The 18,585-nt window shown below is 37.2% G+C and carries 17 protein-coding genes; 4 read left to right on the top strand and 13 right to left on the bottom strand.

What is annotated here, in order from left to right; translation table 11 throughout:
• Positions 1 to 5: 5 nt before the first annotated feature.
• From V2145_RS05960 to V2145_RS05940, 5 genes are all read right to left on the bottom strand, one after another.
• Positions 6 to 668, bottom strand: a complete 663-nt coding sequence (locus V2145_RS05960; protein ID WP_311857419.1) for a type 1 glutamine amidotransferase domain-containing protein — start codon at positions 666 to 668, stop codon at positions 6 to 8.
• Positions 669 to 804: 136 nt separating this feature from the next.
• On the bottom strand, positions 805 to 2,418 hold the full coding sequence (locus V2145_RS05955; RefSeq protein WP_330987410.1) for a putative polysaccharide biosynthesis protein: 1,614 nt from the start codon (positions 2,416 to 2,418) through the stop codon (positions 805 to 807).
• A 149-nt stretch (positions 2,419 to 2,567) separates the two neighbouring features.
• Positions 2,568 to 3,047 (bottom strand): DUF4188 domain-containing protein, encoded by a 480-nt coding sequence (locus tag V2145_RS05950; protein WP_311857416.1) that lies wholly within the window; start codon positions 3,045 to 3,047, stop codon positions 2,568 to 2,570.
• Positions 3,048 to 3,764: 717 nt separating this feature from the next.
• Positions 3,765 to 4,409, bottom strand: coding sequence for a peroxiredoxin-like family protein (locus V2145_RS05945; RefSeq protein WP_330987409.1), 645 nt, complete (start codon positions 4,407 to 4,409; stop codon positions 3,765 to 3,767).
• A 76-nt stretch (positions 4,410 to 4,485) separates the two neighbouring features.
• Entirely contained in the window at positions 4,486 to 5,055 is a 570-nt protein-coding gene (locus tag V2145_RS05940; RefSeq protein WP_330987408.1) for a histidine phosphatase family protein, read from the bottom strand.
• A 189-nt stretch (positions 5,056 to 5,244) separates the two neighbouring features.
• Here V2145_RS05940 and V2145_RS05935 point away from each other — a divergent pair, with 189 nt between their 5' ends.
• Entirely contained in the window at positions 5,245 to 5,721 is a 477-nt protein-coding gene (locus V2145_RS05935) for a DUF4825 domain-containing protein (protein WP_330987407.1), read from the top strand.
• A 48-nt stretch (positions 5,722 to 5,769) separates the two neighbouring features.
• On the opposite strand, the gene V2145_RS05930 is transcribed toward V2145_RS05935, so the two are convergent.
• On the bottom strand, positions 5,770 to 6,504 hold the full coding sequence (locus V2145_RS05930) for a DsbA family oxidoreductase (RefSeq protein ID WP_330987406.1): 735 nt from the start codon (positions 6,502 to 6,504) through the stop codon (positions 5,770 to 5,772).
• A gap of 637 nt (positions 6,505 to 7,141) precedes the next feature.
• Between V2145_RS05930 and V2145_RS05925 the strand changes: the two genes are divergently transcribed.
• Together V2145_RS05925 and V2145_RS05920 are read left to right on the top strand one after the other, a co-directional pair.
• The gene (locus tag V2145_RS05925; protein WP_330987405.1) at positions 7,142 to 7,684 is read left to right on the top strand and encodes a hypothetical protein; all 543 of its coding nucleotides are present in this window, start codon (positions 7,142 to 7,144) and stop codon (positions 7,682 to 7,684) included.
• A gap of 107 nt (positions 7,685 to 7,791) precedes the next feature.
• Complete coding sequence (locus V2145_RS05920; RefSeq protein WP_330987404.1) at positions 7,792 to 8,688, top strand: LysR family transcriptional regulator; 897 nt, start codon at positions 7,792 to 7,794, stop codon at positions 8,686 to 8,688.
• A gap of 42 nt (positions 8,689 to 8,730) precedes the next feature.
• On the opposite strand, the gene V2145_RS05915 is transcribed toward V2145_RS05920, so the two are convergent.
• The 6 genes from V2145_RS05915 to V2145_RS05890 form a co-directional block, all read right to left on the bottom strand.
• Complete coding sequence (locus tag V2145_RS05915) at positions 8,731 to 9,507, bottom strand: 3-hydroxybutyrate dehydrogenase (protein ID WP_131887998.1); 777 nt, start codon at positions 9,505 to 9,507, stop codon at positions 8,731 to 8,733.
• A 19-nt stretch (positions 9,508 to 9,526) separates the two neighbouring features.
• Positions 9,527 to 10,804: a GntP family permease gene (locus tag V2145_RS05910; protein WP_131887999.1), complete on the bottom strand. Its 1,278-nt coding sequence runs from the start codon at positions 10,802 to 10,804 to the stop codon at positions 9,527 to 9,529.
• Between the two features lie 249 nt (positions 10,805 to 11,053).
• Entirely contained in the window at positions 11,054 to 12,523 is a 1,470-nt protein-coding gene (locus V2145_RS05905) for a glycoside hydrolase family 32 protein (protein ID WP_094912170.1), read from the bottom strand.
• Between the two features lie 11 nt (positions 12,524 to 12,534).
• Positions 12,535 to 13,773, bottom strand: coding sequence for an MFS transporter (locus tag V2145_RS05900; RefSeq protein WP_094912169.1), 1,239 nt, complete (start codon positions 13,771 to 13,773; stop codon positions 12,535 to 12,537).
• A gap of 136 nt (positions 13,774 to 13,909) precedes the next feature.
• Entirely contained in the window at positions 13,910 to 14,893 is a 984-nt protein-coding gene (locus V2145_RS05895; RefSeq protein WP_330987403.1) for a LacI family DNA-binding transcriptional regulator, read from the bottom strand.
• A 101-nt stretch (positions 14,894 to 14,994) separates the two neighbouring features.
• Positions 14,995 to 16,308 (bottom strand): DPP IV N-terminal domain-containing protein, encoded by a 1,314-nt coding sequence (locus tag V2145_RS05890; RefSeq protein ID WP_094912167.1) that lies wholly within the window; start codon positions 16,306 to 16,308, stop codon positions 14,995 to 14,997.
• A 241-nt stretch (positions 16,309 to 16,549) separates the two neighbouring features.
• Here V2145_RS05890 and V2145_RS05885 point away from each other — a divergent pair, with 241 nt between their 5' ends.
• Positions 16,550 to 17,692, top strand: a complete 1,143-nt coding sequence (locus tag V2145_RS05885) for a fused response regulator/phosphatase (RefSeq protein ID WP_094912166.1) — start codon at positions 16,550 to 16,552, stop codon at positions 17,690 to 17,692.
• A 29-nt stretch (positions 17,693 to 17,721) separates the two neighbouring features.
• On the opposite strand, the gene V2145_RS05880 is transcribed toward V2145_RS05885, so the two are convergent.
• On the bottom strand, positions 17,722 to 18,573 hold the full coding sequence (locus tag V2145_RS05880; RefSeq protein WP_094912165.1) for a CheR family methyltransferase: 852 nt from the start codon (positions 18,571 to 18,573) through the stop codon (positions 17,722 to 17,724).
• Positions 18,574 to 18,585: the final 12 nt, after the last annotated feature.

Below are 18,585 nucleotides of genomic sequence, written 5' to 3'. Positions count from 1 at the left end.
TTTATTTATGCTAATTGTTTAATTACTTCTTTCGCTACGCTAATTGTTGATTGTGGATTTTGACCTGTAATCAAGTTTCCTTCTACTTGAAGATGGTTTGTCCAGTTCGCTGCTCCTACAAAGTTAGCACCTAGTTCACGAAGACGTGTTTCTAAAAGAAACGGCATAAACTGGTCAAGCGTTGTTTCTCTTTCTTCTTCATCTGTAAATGCTGTAACTGATTTCCCTGCTACTAGCGGTGTACCATCTGACAGTGTCACTCCAACTAAACCAGCTGGTCCGTGACAGACCGCTGCCACAATTTTGTTATCTTCATAAAGTTCACGAATAACAGCCTGCAACTTTTCATTGTCTGGAAGATCAAACATTGTACCGTGTCCACCAGGTAAGAAAATCGCATCAAATATTGATACATCCGCAATACTATCTAGTTTTACCGTATTTTCTAAATGAATAGCCGTATCAAGCATTTCTTGTGGAACATCCCCTTCAAGGCTTCGGTCATCAACCGGTGCTTTTCCACCTAAAGGACTTGCTACTGTTACGTTGTATCCCTTCTTTGTAAATTCAAGATATGCTTCACCAAACTCTGAAAGCCATAGTCCTGTTTTATGATCATCGTTCATTTTATCTGCTGTTGTTACAACCATTAAAATATGTTTTGACATATTAAGTTCCTCCTAAAAGCTTGTATTGTTTTGTACTACAAGTCATATTGTACGACCTGATTTCCGATAATACAAATTAGAAAATATATCTTTATCTATAAATATATTTATAGATAAAGAACCAAGGAGAAAAGCATCATGATGCTTTTCTCCTTGGCTTTTTAAATAGCTCTCGTATTTGCTTGTTACTAAAACTGCATCCCGCGTAAATACATGCTCCTGCTATCGTTGAAAGAGTAGCGGTAAGAACAGAAACCATGTGATCCTGCACAACGCCTGTTAACTGAACCGTTAACAATTTGTTCATGATAAACACAACGATTCCCATTAATGCAACGTGCATAATGGATATTTTCACTTTGGCAAGCTCAGGTATAATACGATACGACAGAGCTTTTTTAATAAGGTGAAAATTATATAAAACGGATACACCGTACCCTATGTACGTAGCCAAAATTGGTGCAAGTTCTTTAAAAGATGAAAGCAGTGCAATATTTAGAATGAACTTCAGTATAATACCAGTTAGTAGACCAACAATTACTTTTTTCTGCTGGTTAACCCCTTGTAAAATAGCTGCTGTAATAGTGAATAAACCAAATAAAATGGCCATGGGTGCGTACCATTGGAGAACAAAACCTCCCAGCTCATAGCTGCTGCCTGATGGAAAAATCATTCGATAAATAGGTTTTGCTAACAGCGATAAACCAACCGCAGCCGGAAACGTCAAAAAGAAAAAGAGCTGCAGAACCTGCGTGATTTTCTGCTTAACTTCATTTTCGGCGCCTTTTGTATAAGAAGTCGTAATGCTTGGTAGCAGCGACATCCCAAAAGCAGTTGCTAGTGAGACTGGAATCATTACCAAAATTTGCGCAAGGCCAATAACTGCGTTGATTGTTTCAGCTTTTTCCTGGGTATAGCCAATTGACTGAAACAATGCATTAACTGTAAACGTATCAATATTTTGATAGATAGGAATGGCTAATCCAACAATCACAAATGGAATGCTATAACTTAATAGCTCTTTTAACATTGAAGCAATGGAAATGCTTTTATTTTCTTGGCTGTTCTGTACTTGTTTGTAAATAAAATGCTTGCGCTTTTGATACACAATAACTAATACAAGAAGACCTGCGCCCCCTCCTACTGCTGCGCCAAATGTCGCCACTCCAACCGCGCTCGTTATACTACCATTAAACATCGTTAACACAGCATACGCTCCACATACAATAAATACAACGCGAACGACCTGCTCAATTACCGTACTCAAAGCCGAAGGTCCCATTGATTGATTACCTTGAAAATATCCTCGTAGCAAGCTCATTGCTGGAATAATGAGAAGAGCAAAGCTGACCATTCGAATTACGTAAATTACGTCATCCATACTATTTCCACTTCCGTCTTGCCTTCCAACGACGAAATGAGCTAGAGTTGGAGCTAAAGCATATAAAGTTGCGCATGCTATAAACCCAGTCACCATCATTAAAAATAAGCCAAACCTTAATAAATCTTGACTTGCCCGATAGTTTCCTAGCTCATTATATTTTGACACATATTTAGAAACGGCTAGCGGGAGACCCATTGTCGACAAGCTAATCATAAGACCATAAGGCCCATACGCATATTTGTAAAGAGCGTATCCTTCATCTCCGACCAAGTTCATAAATGGAATAATATAAACAAACCCTAAGATTTTTGAGATAAGCGTAGCAGCTGTTAAAAAGAGCGTGCCACGTACTAACTTGTTATTCATATTTCTCTCCTCGCTAAAAAAGCAGCTACCAGCTACTTTTAACCTCTTCACCTTTCGCTTCAACCTTGAACGTTTCATTACTTTTTTCTATTTTTCTACAAAAACGTTTGAGCACTATTAGTACTTTGAAAGTGTAACTAGCAATGAAATTATAACTGCTCTTTCGTCAATCTTTCTCTCGCAGACTCTAACCCTCGATTTACAGGTCTGTGTCCTTTTGCTTTTGCAAGCCCAAACAGCGGCATGTTTGCATAAATGGACTCATATGCATTTTCTTCGACTTTATACGTTTCATGATAGATTCCAACTGTTCCATCGCTTCCAATTCGCTGATTAAACTTCTTCCATGCTTTTAAATGACGAGATCCTTTTGCATAAGACTCAAGTTGTTCAAAGCTTTTCCAGTATTGTATTAAAGTAATGGTTTTCCATGAAAAAGATATTTCCGTATGTAAAAAACCAAGCTCTTTGTTTTGATAAAGTTCTTTAATCATAGGCGGCATGGCCATAAATACAGGAAGCCATTTTGAGAAAGAAAATAGTTTATTAATTCTCATACCGATAATAAACACAACCATATTTTCGCTTGAATCTACCGTATAGCGCCCGCTGTGAATCTGCTTTGCCAACACCTTCACCTCCCAGTAATCATGTATATTTTACCAATAATTCCAAAGGAACACTATAACTAAAATTACATTTTTTACATATTATCTGTTGATTACAGTTAGTAGAGATAGTAAAAAAATAAGTTACAGTTAACTGTAACTTCATCATTAAAATGTAAAAGTTGATAATATGCGAGTGTATACCGCTAATGAACTTACAGAAATTACACAGCAATACAATTCATAAAACTTACAACTATTCGCTACTGTACCTAACTCGGCTTATTTCCACCACTAGAACTCATTCACAATAAGCGCACATACACAGATAAACACCTCACATATGGAAAAGACACCTTAACACTCAGTCGTACAGAAGAAACACTTGATAATATCCAAAAATCTCTTCAGTCTGTTTCTTATGAAGACATTGTAAGAATTGCTGGTCAAATTAGGGACTGTAGACAAAACGTAACGTACCATCGCCAATATCAAACAAAATCAGTTATGGAAACAAAACGAAAAATTTATGCTGACTTCATAGACGTTACAATTCTTTCTGTAGGTAAAATTGTAGAAGAAGAATGATGAGGGCAGGAAATAAGCATTTCAAAACGTTATGCTTCTGAATTGTTCATAACTTCTATGTAATTCAACGATGTAGTTGAACAGCATAATGCAATATTATTCTCAAAAAAGTCACCTGCTCTATTGATAAAACAGGTGACTTTTTGGTATTTATAGATTTTTTAACACGTCTATAACTTTAGAAGGTTCTGTACGTTTTGTATAATCTGAATCAACGTCAGCAAATACCACTCTACCTTGTTGGTCAACAACAAAAGTAGCTGGCTTTGGTAGTTCCCAGTCGTTATTTCCATTATGTCCACTTACATCAAGGCCTGACTCTTTATACAAATCAATTAAATAGTCCGGCATTTTAAACACCAAGTTAAACTCTTCTGCTACTTTATTTCCTTCATCACTTAAAACAATAAACTCAAGTTCATTTTTCTCTTTTGTTGATAACGAAGAATCTGGCAATTCAGGACTAATAGCAACTAGTTCCCCACCAGCTTCTTTAATTGCTGTAAGTTCACGTTGGTAAGCTTTTAATTCAAGGTTACAATAAGGGCACCAACCTCCGCGATAGAATGTTACAATTACAGGTCCCTTTTGAAGGAGGTTTTTAAATGAAACCTTTTGGCCAGTAGCATCTAATAGTGTAAAATCAGGTGCTTGATTACCAACTTTTAAACCTTGAGCAATACCTGATTTCTCAAGCTCTTCTGTGGCTTGTTTCATTTTTTCTTGCTTTTCTTTGGACGCTTTTTGCTTAAATACTTTTTTATAGTCTTGAATTTCTTCTTGTAATGTTGACAAAGTATCTTCCTCCTTATACAAGTTTAAATCCATATTACCAACAACTTATCTGTTTTTCATCTATACTGCTCATACTTCACTCCATGACAAACTCATATGTAATGCATTTCCAATGTTTGCTGCTCATTTTTTCATATGTAACCCAGCCCATTTTCTCCAGTTCTTTTGCGAGTAAACGATTAAAAAATCCGTGACCAACAAGGACAACTGTCTGTTTATTTTTGGCATATTGAACTAAGCGTTCTGCTCCAATTTTCGCTCGCTTTTTCGCCTGTTTGTAAGATTCACATGACTGACTATAACCAGCCATCCATAAAAGTCTTAACATGACAAGCCAAACAGCTGGTTTGCATTTAATGAACTGACCAAATGTACATTGAGGGAGCTCTACTTCTCTAAAGATGCTGTCTGAGTTTAAGCGTGATCCTCTCGTCAATAGATTAGCTGAGTGTTGACTTCTTTTTAAGTCACTCGTTAGTACGATGCCGCTGCTAGCAACAATTTCGACAGTTGACTGCGGATACTCTTTTTCTTCCTGAACGCCTTTTTCGTTATAAGCTGACACCCATTGACGAAATTCTTCACTGCTTATTTTTTTATTTTCTTTCCAAGCAGATTTACCATGTCTTATAAATACTATTTTCATAGATACCCCTTTTCCCAGTTGTCCCACTTATACATTACCAAAATATTCAATTTATTTCTATTGTCAATATTGTGAAACTCAAGCTGATTTCTTGAAAGAGCGCTACATATTTGTTTAATTTTAACAATTGAGTTCTCATCTATGTTACGATTAGCAATGGGGATTGGAGATAAATCAGGAGGTCGAAAATTGCTTAAGTATATGAAACTATTTTTATTTTCCTTATCGGTACTACTCCTTTTAAACGGCTGTAGTTCAGCTAATACGACTAAAAATTTATTCGAATTTAAAGATTCCTACATCGGAGATAATAGCGCAGTGGTACATATTGTTCACCAACTCTTACATGAAGAAGAGTTTAAAAAGCTTAAGCTTCAGACAAAAAAACAGCCGTATGGTATCCATTTAACATATGAAGACATCAGTGGAGCAGACAATGAGCGTGAGAAAGTAGCTATTTATAACGCTACCTTTATCTTCGCATTAATTCAAAATGTAGATTGGATTATCTTTCAATTTGATAATGCTGAATATAAGCTTACAAAAGAGGAGCTGGAAGGCTGGTATGGTAAACAGCTAAGCGATTTCTCAAATGAAAAGTCATTAAAAGAATTGGCTACAAATTATCTAAACGACGAAGAAAAAGTGAAGAAACTATTCCATTAAAAAAAAGAGGAGCTTAGGCTCCTCTTTTTTTGTGATACAACTCACTAGTTATTGTTCATCTTTTGGTGGAACGGCACAATTGCCATCCACACAGGCTGCATCTGCAGAGCCATCTCCAGACAAATCCTGTAGCTTAGGAGCAGGGTTTTCTTCTGCCCATACTTTTTCAAGAGCACTAGTGAACGTTTCTTTTGGCTGAGCACCTGAAATTGCATACTTTTGATTAATTACGAAAAACGGAACACCTGTTACGCCGTATTGCTGGGCTAAGCTTTCATCAATACGAACATCATTTGAGTAAGCTGTTTTATCTTCTAGAACTGCTAAAGCTTCTGAGCGATTCACCCCAGCTTCTTCCGCTACGCTTACTAACACATCACGATCCCCAAGATCTTTTGAGTCCGTAAAATACGCATATAGTAATTTTTCAGTAATTGCTTCTTCTAGACCTTTTGTTTTAGCAAACTTTGCTAAACGGTGAGCATCAAAGGTATTCGTCGGCTTCATGTTATCGAAATTAAACGTTAATCCAACACTTTTAGCCTGCTGGCCAATACCTTCATTCGCTTGCTGCGCTTGTTCAACCGTCATACCATACTTTTTGGCTAACGCTTCATTAATAGTTTGACCCGTATTTAACGGAGCATTTGGATCAAGCTCAAAGCTTTTAAATTCTACTTCAACATCGTCTCTATGCGGAAACTGCGCAAGAGCATCTTCTAAACGACGTTTTCCAATATAACAAAACGGACAAACAAAGTCTGACCATACTTCAATTTTCATTTTCGCACCTCTTCAATTCAAGATATTTGTTATCATACCATATGACTGAAGAAATTATTAATAAGATGCTCAGTGCTGGCGCTTAAATATAGTAAGGTAAAATCGTTTTCGCTCAACTTCCTGCACGTGTAGTTCGTGAATGGTTTTTACTACATAGTCATTTACGTAAATCATATTCGTTCCTCCTTTTATTTCGTTGCAATGAGGGCTTTGATTATTTCATTCCAGTATTCTTTAAACATATGCTTTTTCGTTTCAACATTTTGTTTAGCTAGCATTATTGCTTCCTCCTCTGTTACTAACGCTCTCTTTCTTTCTATCTTCATTGTATGAGCAAAGAGCTTTTATCGTATCCATCACCTGCCGTATCTTTTGGCATGTTTTTCTACAACTTTAGCCTGAGTTTTTACTACGACTTTAAAAAATGATTTTTTTTCCTTTTATTGTGTTACTTTATTTAAAACAAGAAGTTATACTTTTGATATACGTATAGTGGGAGTATAGGGATTTTTCCTATTTATTAGATTTAATAGTTCCGTATTATGATTGAGAATTTAATTCTATAAAAGCATCTAGTTGAGGTGGTTGTCATATGGGATACAACTAACCTTGAATTAAGAAGGAGGAAATAAGGTAGATGAATCCGATTTTTCTAGCTATTATACTTGGAGAAGTAGCGTTTTGGATGTTCTTATCCCTAGGCTTGCTTTCTCGATACGTGTGGAAAAAAGAAAGGCTCTCTCTTATTCTATTAGCAGCAACACCGCTCATCGATTTATTTCTGCTCGGAGTTACGTTTATGGATTTGTCAAACGGAACCAAGCCAACCTTTTTTCACGGCTTATCAGCAGCATATATTGCCTTTTCAATCGTTTATGGTCATCAAACCATCAAGTGGGCAGACCAGTGGGCGAACTATCGTTGGAACAACGGTACGCTTCCCGAAAAAATAACGTTAGTAGGCGAAGTTAGAAAACAAGAGCAGTGGCGTTCCTTCTATCGCTTTTGTAAATGCTCTTTTATTATGCTTATATTAATTGGATCTGCTTTTTTTATCGTTCCCTTTCAAGATGCTTTTTGGCTCATTTACTGGCTTGTAGCAATTATTTCCTCCATATTTATTTGGTTCATTATGGGTCCGCTTCGATTCACAACAAAAAAGCAGGACACCTCTCTTTGACCATAGCTCTTTTCAATTAGAAAGGAGTTCTTTTTTAGCTAAGCCATTTACAAGTTGCACACGACTCACTAGAATGAAAGTAGACAAACAACAATGTGGGGTTTCATATGGAAATTAGAGATTTACACTATTTTATTGAGGTAGCTAACCATAAAAATTTTACAAAAGCTGCTGCTTCTGTTCATCTATCACAAACAGCGCTAAGCAAAGCCGTTAAAAAAATTGAAACAGAACTAGGTGTTGAGTTACTGGACCGCTCAATGCGTGAGCTAAAGCTCACTGATGCTGGACAAGTTGTTTATAACCAAGCATTAAAAGCGCTTTCTACATTAGATAAGCTCCCTAACCTACTTGATGACTTAATGAATTTACAAAGCGGCGAGCTAAAGCTCGGGATTCCACCGCTTATTGGTACGTTGTTTTTCCCTAGAATCGCCAAAGGGTTTAATGACCTTTATCCTAATGTTTCGCTAGAACTAGTCGAATACGGTGCAAAGCGAATCGAAACGCTTGTTGAAGAAGATCAAGTGGATTTGGGAATTATTATGCTTCCAGTTAACAAGCACCAAGATGCTTTTCATATTTATCCTTTTATTGAAGAGCAATTTTTACTTTATGTACACGAAAGCCATCCTTTTGCTAGCCGCCAATTCGTAACGCTTGAACAGCTAAAAGATGAAAAATTCATTATGTTTAGCGAAGAGTTTACCCTTCATCACCGGCTAATTCAAGAGACTTTACGCACCGGCTTTATGCCTAATATTGCTTATAAAACTTCACAGTGGGATTTAATTATTGAGTTAATCGCAGCAAAGCTGGGCATTGGTATCCTGCCTGAATCTTTGTCTAAAAAAGTAACGGACCCTTCCGTAACAACTGTGCCTATTCATGATGAATTATTAAGGTGGGAACTAGGCGTTATTACGCGTAAAGAAAAATATATGTCATTTGCCTTAAAGGAGCTTCTTGCTTTTTTAACTTCTTCTACGGACAAGAAACAATAAAAAACCTATCAAATCGGTTTCAGCGATTCGATAGGTTTTTCATTATTGAGCCGTATAACCGCCGTCCATTACAACAGCTTGACCTGTGACACCTTTAGCTTTGTCACTTGCTAAGAAAATTGCATAATCTGCAATTTCACTAACGTCTAGTAAGCGTTTTTGTGGTACGAGTGGATAGATGACTTCTTCTAATACGCTTTCCAATGGTACGTTACGTGTTTTTGCTAAGTCTTCCATTTGACCACGAACAAGTGGAGTATCAACGTAGCCCGGACATAAAGCGTTCACGGTAATACCGTGCTCAGCACCTTCTAATGCCGCTACTTTTGTCAAACCAATTACGCCGTGCTTAGCACTGTTGTATGCTGCTTTCCCAGCAAAGCCGATTAACCCGTTAATAGATGAAACATTAATAATGCGACCAAAACCTTGCTTCTTCATAAGTGGGAACGCATGCTTAATCGCCATAAATGGAGCTGTTAGCATAATTTTGAGCATCAATTCATACTTTTCAGTCGGAAACTCTTCAATTGGTGATACGTGCTGTAAGCCAGCATTGTTTATGATTGTGTGAACTGCACCAAAGTGATTGTTAGCTGTATCAATTAAGTTTTTAATCTCTTCTTCACTGGTTACGTCTGCTTTTACACCAATTGCTTCGTAACCTAAATCCCGAAGAGACGCTGCTGCTTTTTCGACTGCGTCTTGATTAATATCAGAAAGAACAATTTTTCCACCATTTTCAGCAAATTGCTTTCCAATTTCAAATCCAATCCCACGTGCTGAACCTGTAATAACAATAACTTGATCTTTAATCATGCTAATCTCCTCCTACTTTTTATACAATTCCAACTGCTGCTAGCATTATCCCTACTATTAATGCAAGCGTTGGGATAATTAACGCAACCACAAATACATCTTTATACGTTTCTTTATGTCTTAAACCCGTTACGGCAAGCAGTGTTAATAATGCCCCATTATGAGGTAATATAGAGGCACCTGATGCCACGCTGGCAATACGATGTAGCGCATCTGCACTAACTGCTCCAGTTTGAGAAAGCTGATACCAGGTATCTCCCAATGCTTGAAGCGCAATTCCCATACCACCTGATGCTGAACCGGTAATCATTGCAAGCACCTGTACGCTTAGTCCTTCTGAAACAAGCGGATTGCTTGATACGTTTAGAAGCAAATTTGTAATATCTTTAAATTCAGGAACAGCTGTAATAACTGATCCAAACCCAACAGCAGCACTTGTATTAATGACTGCCATTACTGAACCTTTGGCTCCTTCATTAACAGATGAAACAAATGTTTTATACTGCTTGGCATTTAAAATAAAAATAGAGACAATCCCAATTAATAAAGAGATAATTGGTTCCCACTTCAAGATGTTAAGAGTAAAAACAACCACGAGTAATGGAAGCAATGCAACAACAAAATTCCCTGCTGGTTTATCATTCCTTTCTTCTTTCCATCCAGCTGGTTCTGTAAAGCCCTCACCTTTGGCCTTTAGCTTTTTGTCACGATAAGCTAACCACAAATAGCCCCCGACTGCCATCATTAAGCCCGACACTATTCCAATAATGGAACCTGCCATCGCATCTGTCTTAAACGTATCAGTTGGGATTAAATTTTGAATCTGTGGCGTTCCTGGAATCGCTGTCATTGTAAAAGTAAACGCTCCAAGTGCAATTGTCGCTGGCAGCAAATTACGCGAAACGTTCGCTTCACGAAATAACGCAATGGCAAGTGGATAAATAGCAAATACAACAACAAATAAACTCACGCCGCCATATGTTAAAATTGCACATGCTACTAATACACCAAGAATTGCTCGTTTGCTGCCAAATACTTTTGCAATTCGCTGTGCCAATGATTTAGCAGCTCCTGTATCCTCCATTAGCTTCCCAAAAATTGCTCCTAATAGGAAAATTGGAAACCACTTCGCAGCAAAATCAACGAATCCTCCCATATACACATCGGCATACGTAGGAAGCACGTCCAATCCGCTAAAATAAGCCACGAATGTTGCTACCACAGGCGCTACCCAGATAATAGACCAGCCTAGATAAGCAAAAAACATAAGCAGCAGTAAACCAAGTAAAATCACCATATTATGCACCTCCTTCTAGCTGTATGTAATACGTATGTAGTAATAATTGAATCAAAACTAGTGTACATCTACCTATTCGATAAGTGAAATGAATAAAAAGAATAGAAACTATGAGAAAAAGTCGTAGTAAAAGCTTTGATAAGTAAGCGTATAACCGAATGGCACGCCCACAGTTGAAGAAGAACAAAATTTATTGAGAATAATTTTGCAAAGTAGCAAAAAGCACGGAAATAGTCCCGTGCTTTTTGCTTATTTCTCATTCCAAATATCTTTTAACTTCCAACACGTTGCTTCTTTCAGCATACTTTTTCCTGAATAGCTCGTAAATTCTACACTGCAATAGGACTCTGTTGGATAAATACGGCTTGTCATCGTAGCTTCTCCTTCATTAATAAATACTTCAATTGAAGAACGGTCAACAAAAATGCGTAGCTTCAGCTGATTGCTAGCTGCTAGTTTAACGCGACGAATTCCATCTTTTTTCTTTCCTGACTTAGAGCAATCAAGCGTGAGCTTATTTGTAGATTTGTTATAGGTAAGAACCGTGGCCTCATTCTTCTGTCCCCGAAGTACTATCTCTACTTGTTCCGCAGTTACTAAATCCATCTCAGCTTGAAACTCAAACATTGACTCTTGAACATTCATTTCATACGTAGAGGTAATCATTTTATCTTTAGCTGCTGATACCTGCTCTTTTCGAAGCTTTTTCACTTCTGTCACAGGCACCATTTTTATCTTTCCATCAGCTGCAAGCGTAAGTTCTCTAGGTAATGTAAGGGCACCGCACCAACCATCTTTCTTTGTAGGCATATCTGATTCCCACATATCCATCCACCCAATGGCAATGCGGCGGTTTTTATCATCTAAAAATGTTTGAACGGCATAAAAGTCATGACCATGATCTAACTCAATAAATTCTTCGTGAGTAAACTTGTTCTGGCAATACTCATACTCTCCAATCATATAGCCCGTTTGAAACAAGTTTTTATAGTGGTCTCCATCTTCTTTTATCCCCTGTGGTGATATCATCAGCACATGTTTACCATCAAGCTCAAAGAAATCTGGACATTCCCACATATAACCAAGGTGCTCGTTTCCTTCTGCCAGTACCCCAATATACTCCCAGTTTCGAAGATTTGGAGAGCGATATAAAATAACGCGGCCAATGTTGTTTTTAGCATTTCCTACTATCATGTACCAGTGGCTTTCGTACTTCCATACTTTTGGGTCACGAAAATGATGAGAGCTATCTGCTGGTGGTTTTTCAATAACTGGATTTTCTACTACTTTTTTAAAATGTACTCCATCTGTACTAACTGCAATATTTTGATTTTGATAAAACAAGTCTTTTTCTTTATCGATATAATGATGACCGGTATAAATTAGCGTAAGCTCTCCATCATTATCAACTGCGCTACCAGAAAAGCAGCCATCTTTATCACAAGCATCTTCTGGAGCAAGTGCAATCGGAAGATGTTCCCAATTTACTAAATCTGAACTTTTCACATGTCCCCAATGCATCGGACCCCAATTCTCATCATAAGGGTGATGCTGATAAAAGACGTGATACTCTCCTTTAAATTGAACGAGACCATTTGGATCATTGATCCAATTTGCTGGAGCCATAATATGATAGCCGAGACGATGACGGTTGTTTACCTTTTTCTTTGCTTGTTCCACTGCTTCTGTTGCTTGTTGAATTCCATTTGTTGTTAACATATTCATTCCCCCTACACTATTTTAGGTACGTTGTCAGCTTGCTTCAGGCCAGTTCTCTTTTTATGATTTAACAATGTAAAGATTGATAGAATTGTAAAAAACAATACAAATCCACCCATAATTAAATACGTAGTTCTAAAACCAACTAAATCGTATAGCCTTCCTGCAAGAGGAGACATAATAGAGGCTCCTACTTGTGAGGCAAACTGAAAGCCAACTAAGTAAAGAATAGATGATAAACGTGTATCAAAGTTAGCTGCTAAATATTTAAAAATAGCAATTAACATGATTGGTAGTTCAAGTGCATGAATGAGTTTCATAGATGAAATCCCAATTGGCCCACCAACCAAACCAGAGCCGATAATGCGAAGTGCCATCAGAAAGCCAGCTAGAATTAAGCTATTCTTTGCCCCAAGCTTATTAACAATAAAAGGTGCTAGAAACATCATTCCAGCTTCCAAGAAAACTTGAAATGAATTTAAATAACCAAAAACTTGATTTCCCAACTGCTCCGTTGGAAATAAGGATGCATAGTAGATGGGAAATTGCTGGTCATATACGCCATAAATGCACGTAACGCCAAGTATATAAATCATGAAGAACCAGAAGTCTTTCAATAAAAAAAGATTCCAAACGTCTTTCATTTTCACAGATTCGGCTTTATTCATCTCTGAATCTGTCATTTCAACTTTGACCGATAAAATGATTAAAACCAGAATGATAGCGGATACAGAAGCGACCCAAAAATTAATATTGGGATTGATATTAAACAGTTGCCCTGCAAAAAACGTCGCTGCCGCCCAGCCTAAAGATCCCCACATTCTCGATTTTCCATACTCAAAGCTATACTTTCTACTGACTTTTTCAATATAAGATTCGATAGCTCCAATTCCTGCTAAGAAGGCCACCCCAAGATATAATCCCCCTACTACTGCTCCAACTATTACATTGGCTTGGAGCAATGGGCCATAGATGAATACGTAAAAAGGTCCTACAAACACCAGTAGCGTACTAATAAAAAATAAAATATTTTTCTTTAAACCAATTTTATCAGAAACATATCCATAAATCGGCTGCATACAAAGAGCAAAGATAGCGTTTACAGAAAAGATAATACCTGTTTCAGCGCCGTTTAAATTCATCTCTTGTCCAAGCCAAATAGAAAATAATGAGTAGCTCGATGACCATGTAAAAAAGAAAAAGAAAAAATAAGCGCTTAACTTCCAATACAAACTTTTAGATTTATTCATCCCTCTAACCCCTTTGAAGTGTACTCATTCTCCCAACAATTGAAAGCACTTTCAATTACATTCTATGTCAACCGGTTTCACATGTCAACGGGTTGACATAAAAAAAAGCACATAGCCTATTTTAGGCTATGTATGGTTACGTTGTGCTTCCTTCCAATAACTGAACAGGTAGCTTGGTTTCTAAAGGCATTTCCTCAAACTTTCCTTCAATAGCTTTTAGCAGTAGATTAACAGATTCTTGAGCAATTTGTTCAATCGGCTGCTTAATAGTTGTTAACTCTGGAAGCAGCGTTTGTGTTACATCTGTGCCATCATATCCAACTACTTTTAAAGCACTAGGAACGTCTCTTCCTCGCCCCTTAGCTTCTCGTAAAACCGAAGCTGCAATGACATCATCACTAGCAAAAATCCCATCTACGTTAACTTGTTCATCAAACAGTTGTTTAATTATCCCCTGTTGACTGCGGCGATCAAACGTTGCGGGAATTTCATAAGTAATTGGTTCTTTTCCACTTTGCCTCATGACGTCTTCATATGCTTTTCGTCTAAACCTCGCTGGCGTTTCTAATTCGACTGGTCCATTTAAATGAACAATATGGTGACATCCTTTTTTCAGCAACAATTCTGTCGCTAACTTTCCACCTGCATAGTTATCTGAACTAACAACTGGTATAGTGTCAGATAAATTCCGATCGATAGCTACAACGGCAAGATGTTCTTTGTGATAGTCAATGATACCTCGGTTATGCGTCCCAACAATAATTCCATCCACTTGGTTACGCATTAACATTTCAACGTATTTCTCTTCTTCATCTACTCGGTTTAAGCTATTACACAAAAGCACTTTGTACCCTAATTTAGTACAAATATTTTCAATGTAAAACGTCAGTTCACCAAAGAATGGATTGGAAACGGTTGGAAAGATTAAACCAATGACGTTTGTTCGCTTATTAAATAGGGAACGCGCTACGTCATTCGGGAAGTAGTTAATATCTTTCATCGCTTGATGCACCCGTGCTTTTGTTTCTTCACTAATATACCCTCGATTATTTAAAACGCGAGATACCGTCGTTGGTGATACGCCAGCGCGTTTGGCCACATCGCTAATTTTTGGTTTCATTCTTTAATCCCCCTGCTTTATGAAAACGGTTCACCTTATTATACCTGTTTTTTCAAATAGAAAAAACAGGTACAGTTCGCCTGTACCTGCTGCAACTATTATTAGAGTGAATGATTACGTTTTGTTGTCACCTGTTTTATGAAAAACGCAACAAGAAATAAAATGATGCTGCATGCCGCGATGCTAATTGATAGCGTCCCTATTCCAATGCCTGCCCATGGATCGAAAACAGCCGCTGTAACAAAGCTTGCTATAACTCCTACAATCGCAATGCTAAGACTAATAATCGGTATTAAGTATGGTTTATCCTTACGAAACGAATACGTAAATAAAGAAAGTAGTACGACATATAATAGTGCAATTGTGTACACGTTTCCTATATAGCCAACTAAACTGCTCAGCACCTCATTATTCGCATCCTTAGGAATTGCTAACTCTACTTCTTGTATTTCTTTTGTTTTTAAATCAATGGTTTTTAGCTTATACTCTTCAGGCTGTGCTGCCCAGGCCGTATCATGCAGAAAGGCAACTTTATTTCGCTTATGAAAAAATACAGGAGAATTCACGCTGGATTTTAACGTTGTTAACTGCTCTGTGTTATTTGATTGAACATCGAATAAAAATAGTTCATATTCGTATAATGAACTGTTTTCAGATTCTTGTGAGACTGCTGTATAAGCTACTTGATTCCCAGTTGGAGAAAATGTTGTTTCATACATATCTCCAGGTAATTTAAGCTGCGTAACGGCCTGCTCTTTTTTTGTCTTTATATCATACTCGTATAGCTCATCACTATAATCTTGATCGTTAGGAATTTTATAATAAACTTTTTCATCATCAATTGCCAAATCACTCATGACAAAATAGTCTTTCTTTGTTAGTTGCTTAACCTTTCCCGTTTGTACATCTGCGGCGTAGAGATTATTTCCACCTTCTTCTGTTCCTTCTAATTTCCCAAGATCTGAAGCTGGCATTCCAATAAAATAGATTTGCTGACTGTTCGTTGAAAATACGGCGTCCGTTACGTGTAGAGAATCATCACTAATCTTTTGAAGAGATTGCCCATCCGCATTCGCAACGTTAAGAACGTTTGGCTCATCAACACCCGGTTTTTTTGTTAAAAATAAAATTCTTTTGCCATCACTTGAATAGCGGGGTGTATGACTGCGAGTTTCACTCGACGTTGTAAGCTGCTGCACATCCTTTCCGCTTATACTCGAACGATAAACCTGCTCATTTCCATCTTTATAATATGAAAATAAAAAGCGAGCGTCATTTGGAGAGATTGAAATTTCACTCCCTAATCCTGTAAAAAAGCGATAAGGATCGTTACTTTGCGTATATGATAGATATATACTACTAATTAATAATATAAAAACAACAATCTTAGCGCCCCATAAAAATCCTTTTTTCAATGTTACCCTTCCTTTCTTTATCCAATATTTACATATTACCTTATTTCACTTTCGTATTCTAGAAAATTATTACATTTTCACTATTATAATCTCCTTTATTTCCGTGGAAGAAAATTTTTATTACTCACATTAAGGGATGTTAATACCATAAGCTTTATAAGTTTTGTATAATATAGCTTAAAAGAAAATGTATGCTTGAAAACTGAATAGTCTTCAAACAAGATAAGGGGAAAGATAAAGAATGGCCATTTTATTGGTAGACGATAATTCCGTCAACTTATTTGTAATTGATAAAATTTTAAAAGGTGCCGGCTATACTGATACCGTATCACTAACATCAGCACAAGAGCTTTTCACCTATCTAAAAGTGGATGAACTTCATGCAAAAACACCGCCTGTTGATTTAATTCTATTAGACATTATGATGCCTGAAATCGATGGTATTGAAGCGTGTCGCCGTATTCAAACCGTCGAGCGTTTGAGGAACATCCCCATTATTTTCGTCACGGCTCTTGAGGACTCTTCCAAGCTTGTTGAAGCGCTGGACGCTGGAGGAAGCGACTATATTACCAAGCCCATTAACAAAGTAGAATTGCTAGCTCGCATACGAGTTGCGCTTCGGCTGAAATCAGAGCTTGACTGGCACTCTGAGCACGAAAAGAAGATTCAAACAGAGCTTGATTTAGCTACAAACGTTCAGCGAAACCTTCTTAGTCAATTATTAAAAGAAGATGATATTAAAATGGACGTGTCCTATTTACCATCTTTTAAGCTAGCAGGTGACATGTATTACTGTCATAAAATTGATAAGCATCGATATGGAATTATCTTATTTGATATGATGGGGCACGGAATTTCAGCTTCTCTTGTATGTATGTTTATCTCATCTGTTCTCAGAGAAGCCATTAAACTTCTTGTTGACCCTGAGCTTGTAATTAAAGAATTAAATCGCTATATGACTCTACTTCATACTGAAAAAGATCATATTCCTTATTATTTCACGGGTATTTATATTGTGATTGATACAAAGAATAAAACAGTCGAATACGTAAACGCAGGGCATCCTCCGGGCTTTATGTTGATTGATGGGAAGGACGTTTTGCCGTTGGAGCGAGGAAGCTGTGCCGTTGGTTTTTTTGATGACATTATCGTCAATAAGTTTATAGTATCATTTGAAGAGGACGTTCAGCTCTTATTATTTACAGATGGTGCGTTAGAGGCGATGGGACCTTCCGAAGTGGAGGCAACTGAACAGCTAAAATTAATTACCTCTCAAAAGTGGGAAGACACCTCCATTATCATGGATCAAATTCTTCCTCCCGAACAGCGTGAAAATCAACCTGATGACATGTGTTTACTGCTTGTTCAAGCTAAAGCTATTTAAAAAGGTCGAGAGCACGCTCTCGACCTTTTTTATGTGACTTTTTTTCGATAAATTCGCTCATTTCCTACAAATTCTTCATACAATTCAGCTCCAGCTGAGAAACGCAGCGTCTCTTTATCTCCAAGTCCTAAAAATCCACCTTCACATAAACTTTCTGAAAACAAATCATATACTTGCTCTTGAAGCTCATTTGTAAAATAAATGAGCACGTTGCGGCAAATGATAACGTGAAATTCATTGAATGACTGATCCGTTACCAAATTATGCTGTGCGAAGATAATGTTTTTCAATAAACTTCGGTGAAAATAAGCATAGAGATGATCGGTTTGGTAATATTGTGAAAATGCTTCGGTTCCACCAGCTTGTATATAGTTTTTGGTATAATCTTTCATTTTGCGAAGCGAAAATGTTCCTTGTCTTGCCTTTTGAAGGACTTCTTCGTTCATATCTGTTGCATATATAACTGATTTATCAATCAATCCCTCTTCTTGTAACAGAATAGCCATTGAAAAGACTTCTTCACCCGTTGCACAGCCAGCATGCCAAATTCGAATTTCTTTATGCTGTTTTAGTAAGGGAACGACTTTCGTACGAAATGCTTTAAAAAACGTTGGGTTTCTAAACATCTCTGTTACATTAATTGATAAATCGTTTAAAATTTGCTCTAGAAATTCCTCGTCATGCACAACTTTTTCAATTACTCTCGAAATCGTTGGAATGCCATCAATGTTCATTCGGTTTTGAATTCGTCGATATACAGAGGACTGGGCATATTTTCTAAAATCAAATCCAGATAGTCGATAAATCGCCTCTAATAGCAACTCCAGCTCTAGATTTGATTTATATGATGCCTCGTTTACTTCTAGTTGATTTGTATCCATACGTAACATCCT

The sequence above is a fragment of the Priestia sp. GS2 genome (assembly GCF_036409025.1).
Lineage (GTDB): Bacteria > Bacillota > Bacilli > Bacillales > Bacillaceae_H > Priestia > Priestia aryabhattai_A.
The sequence above is the reverse complement of the archived record's forward strand: the minus strand, read 5'-3'. Positions and strand labels throughout refer to the sequence as shown.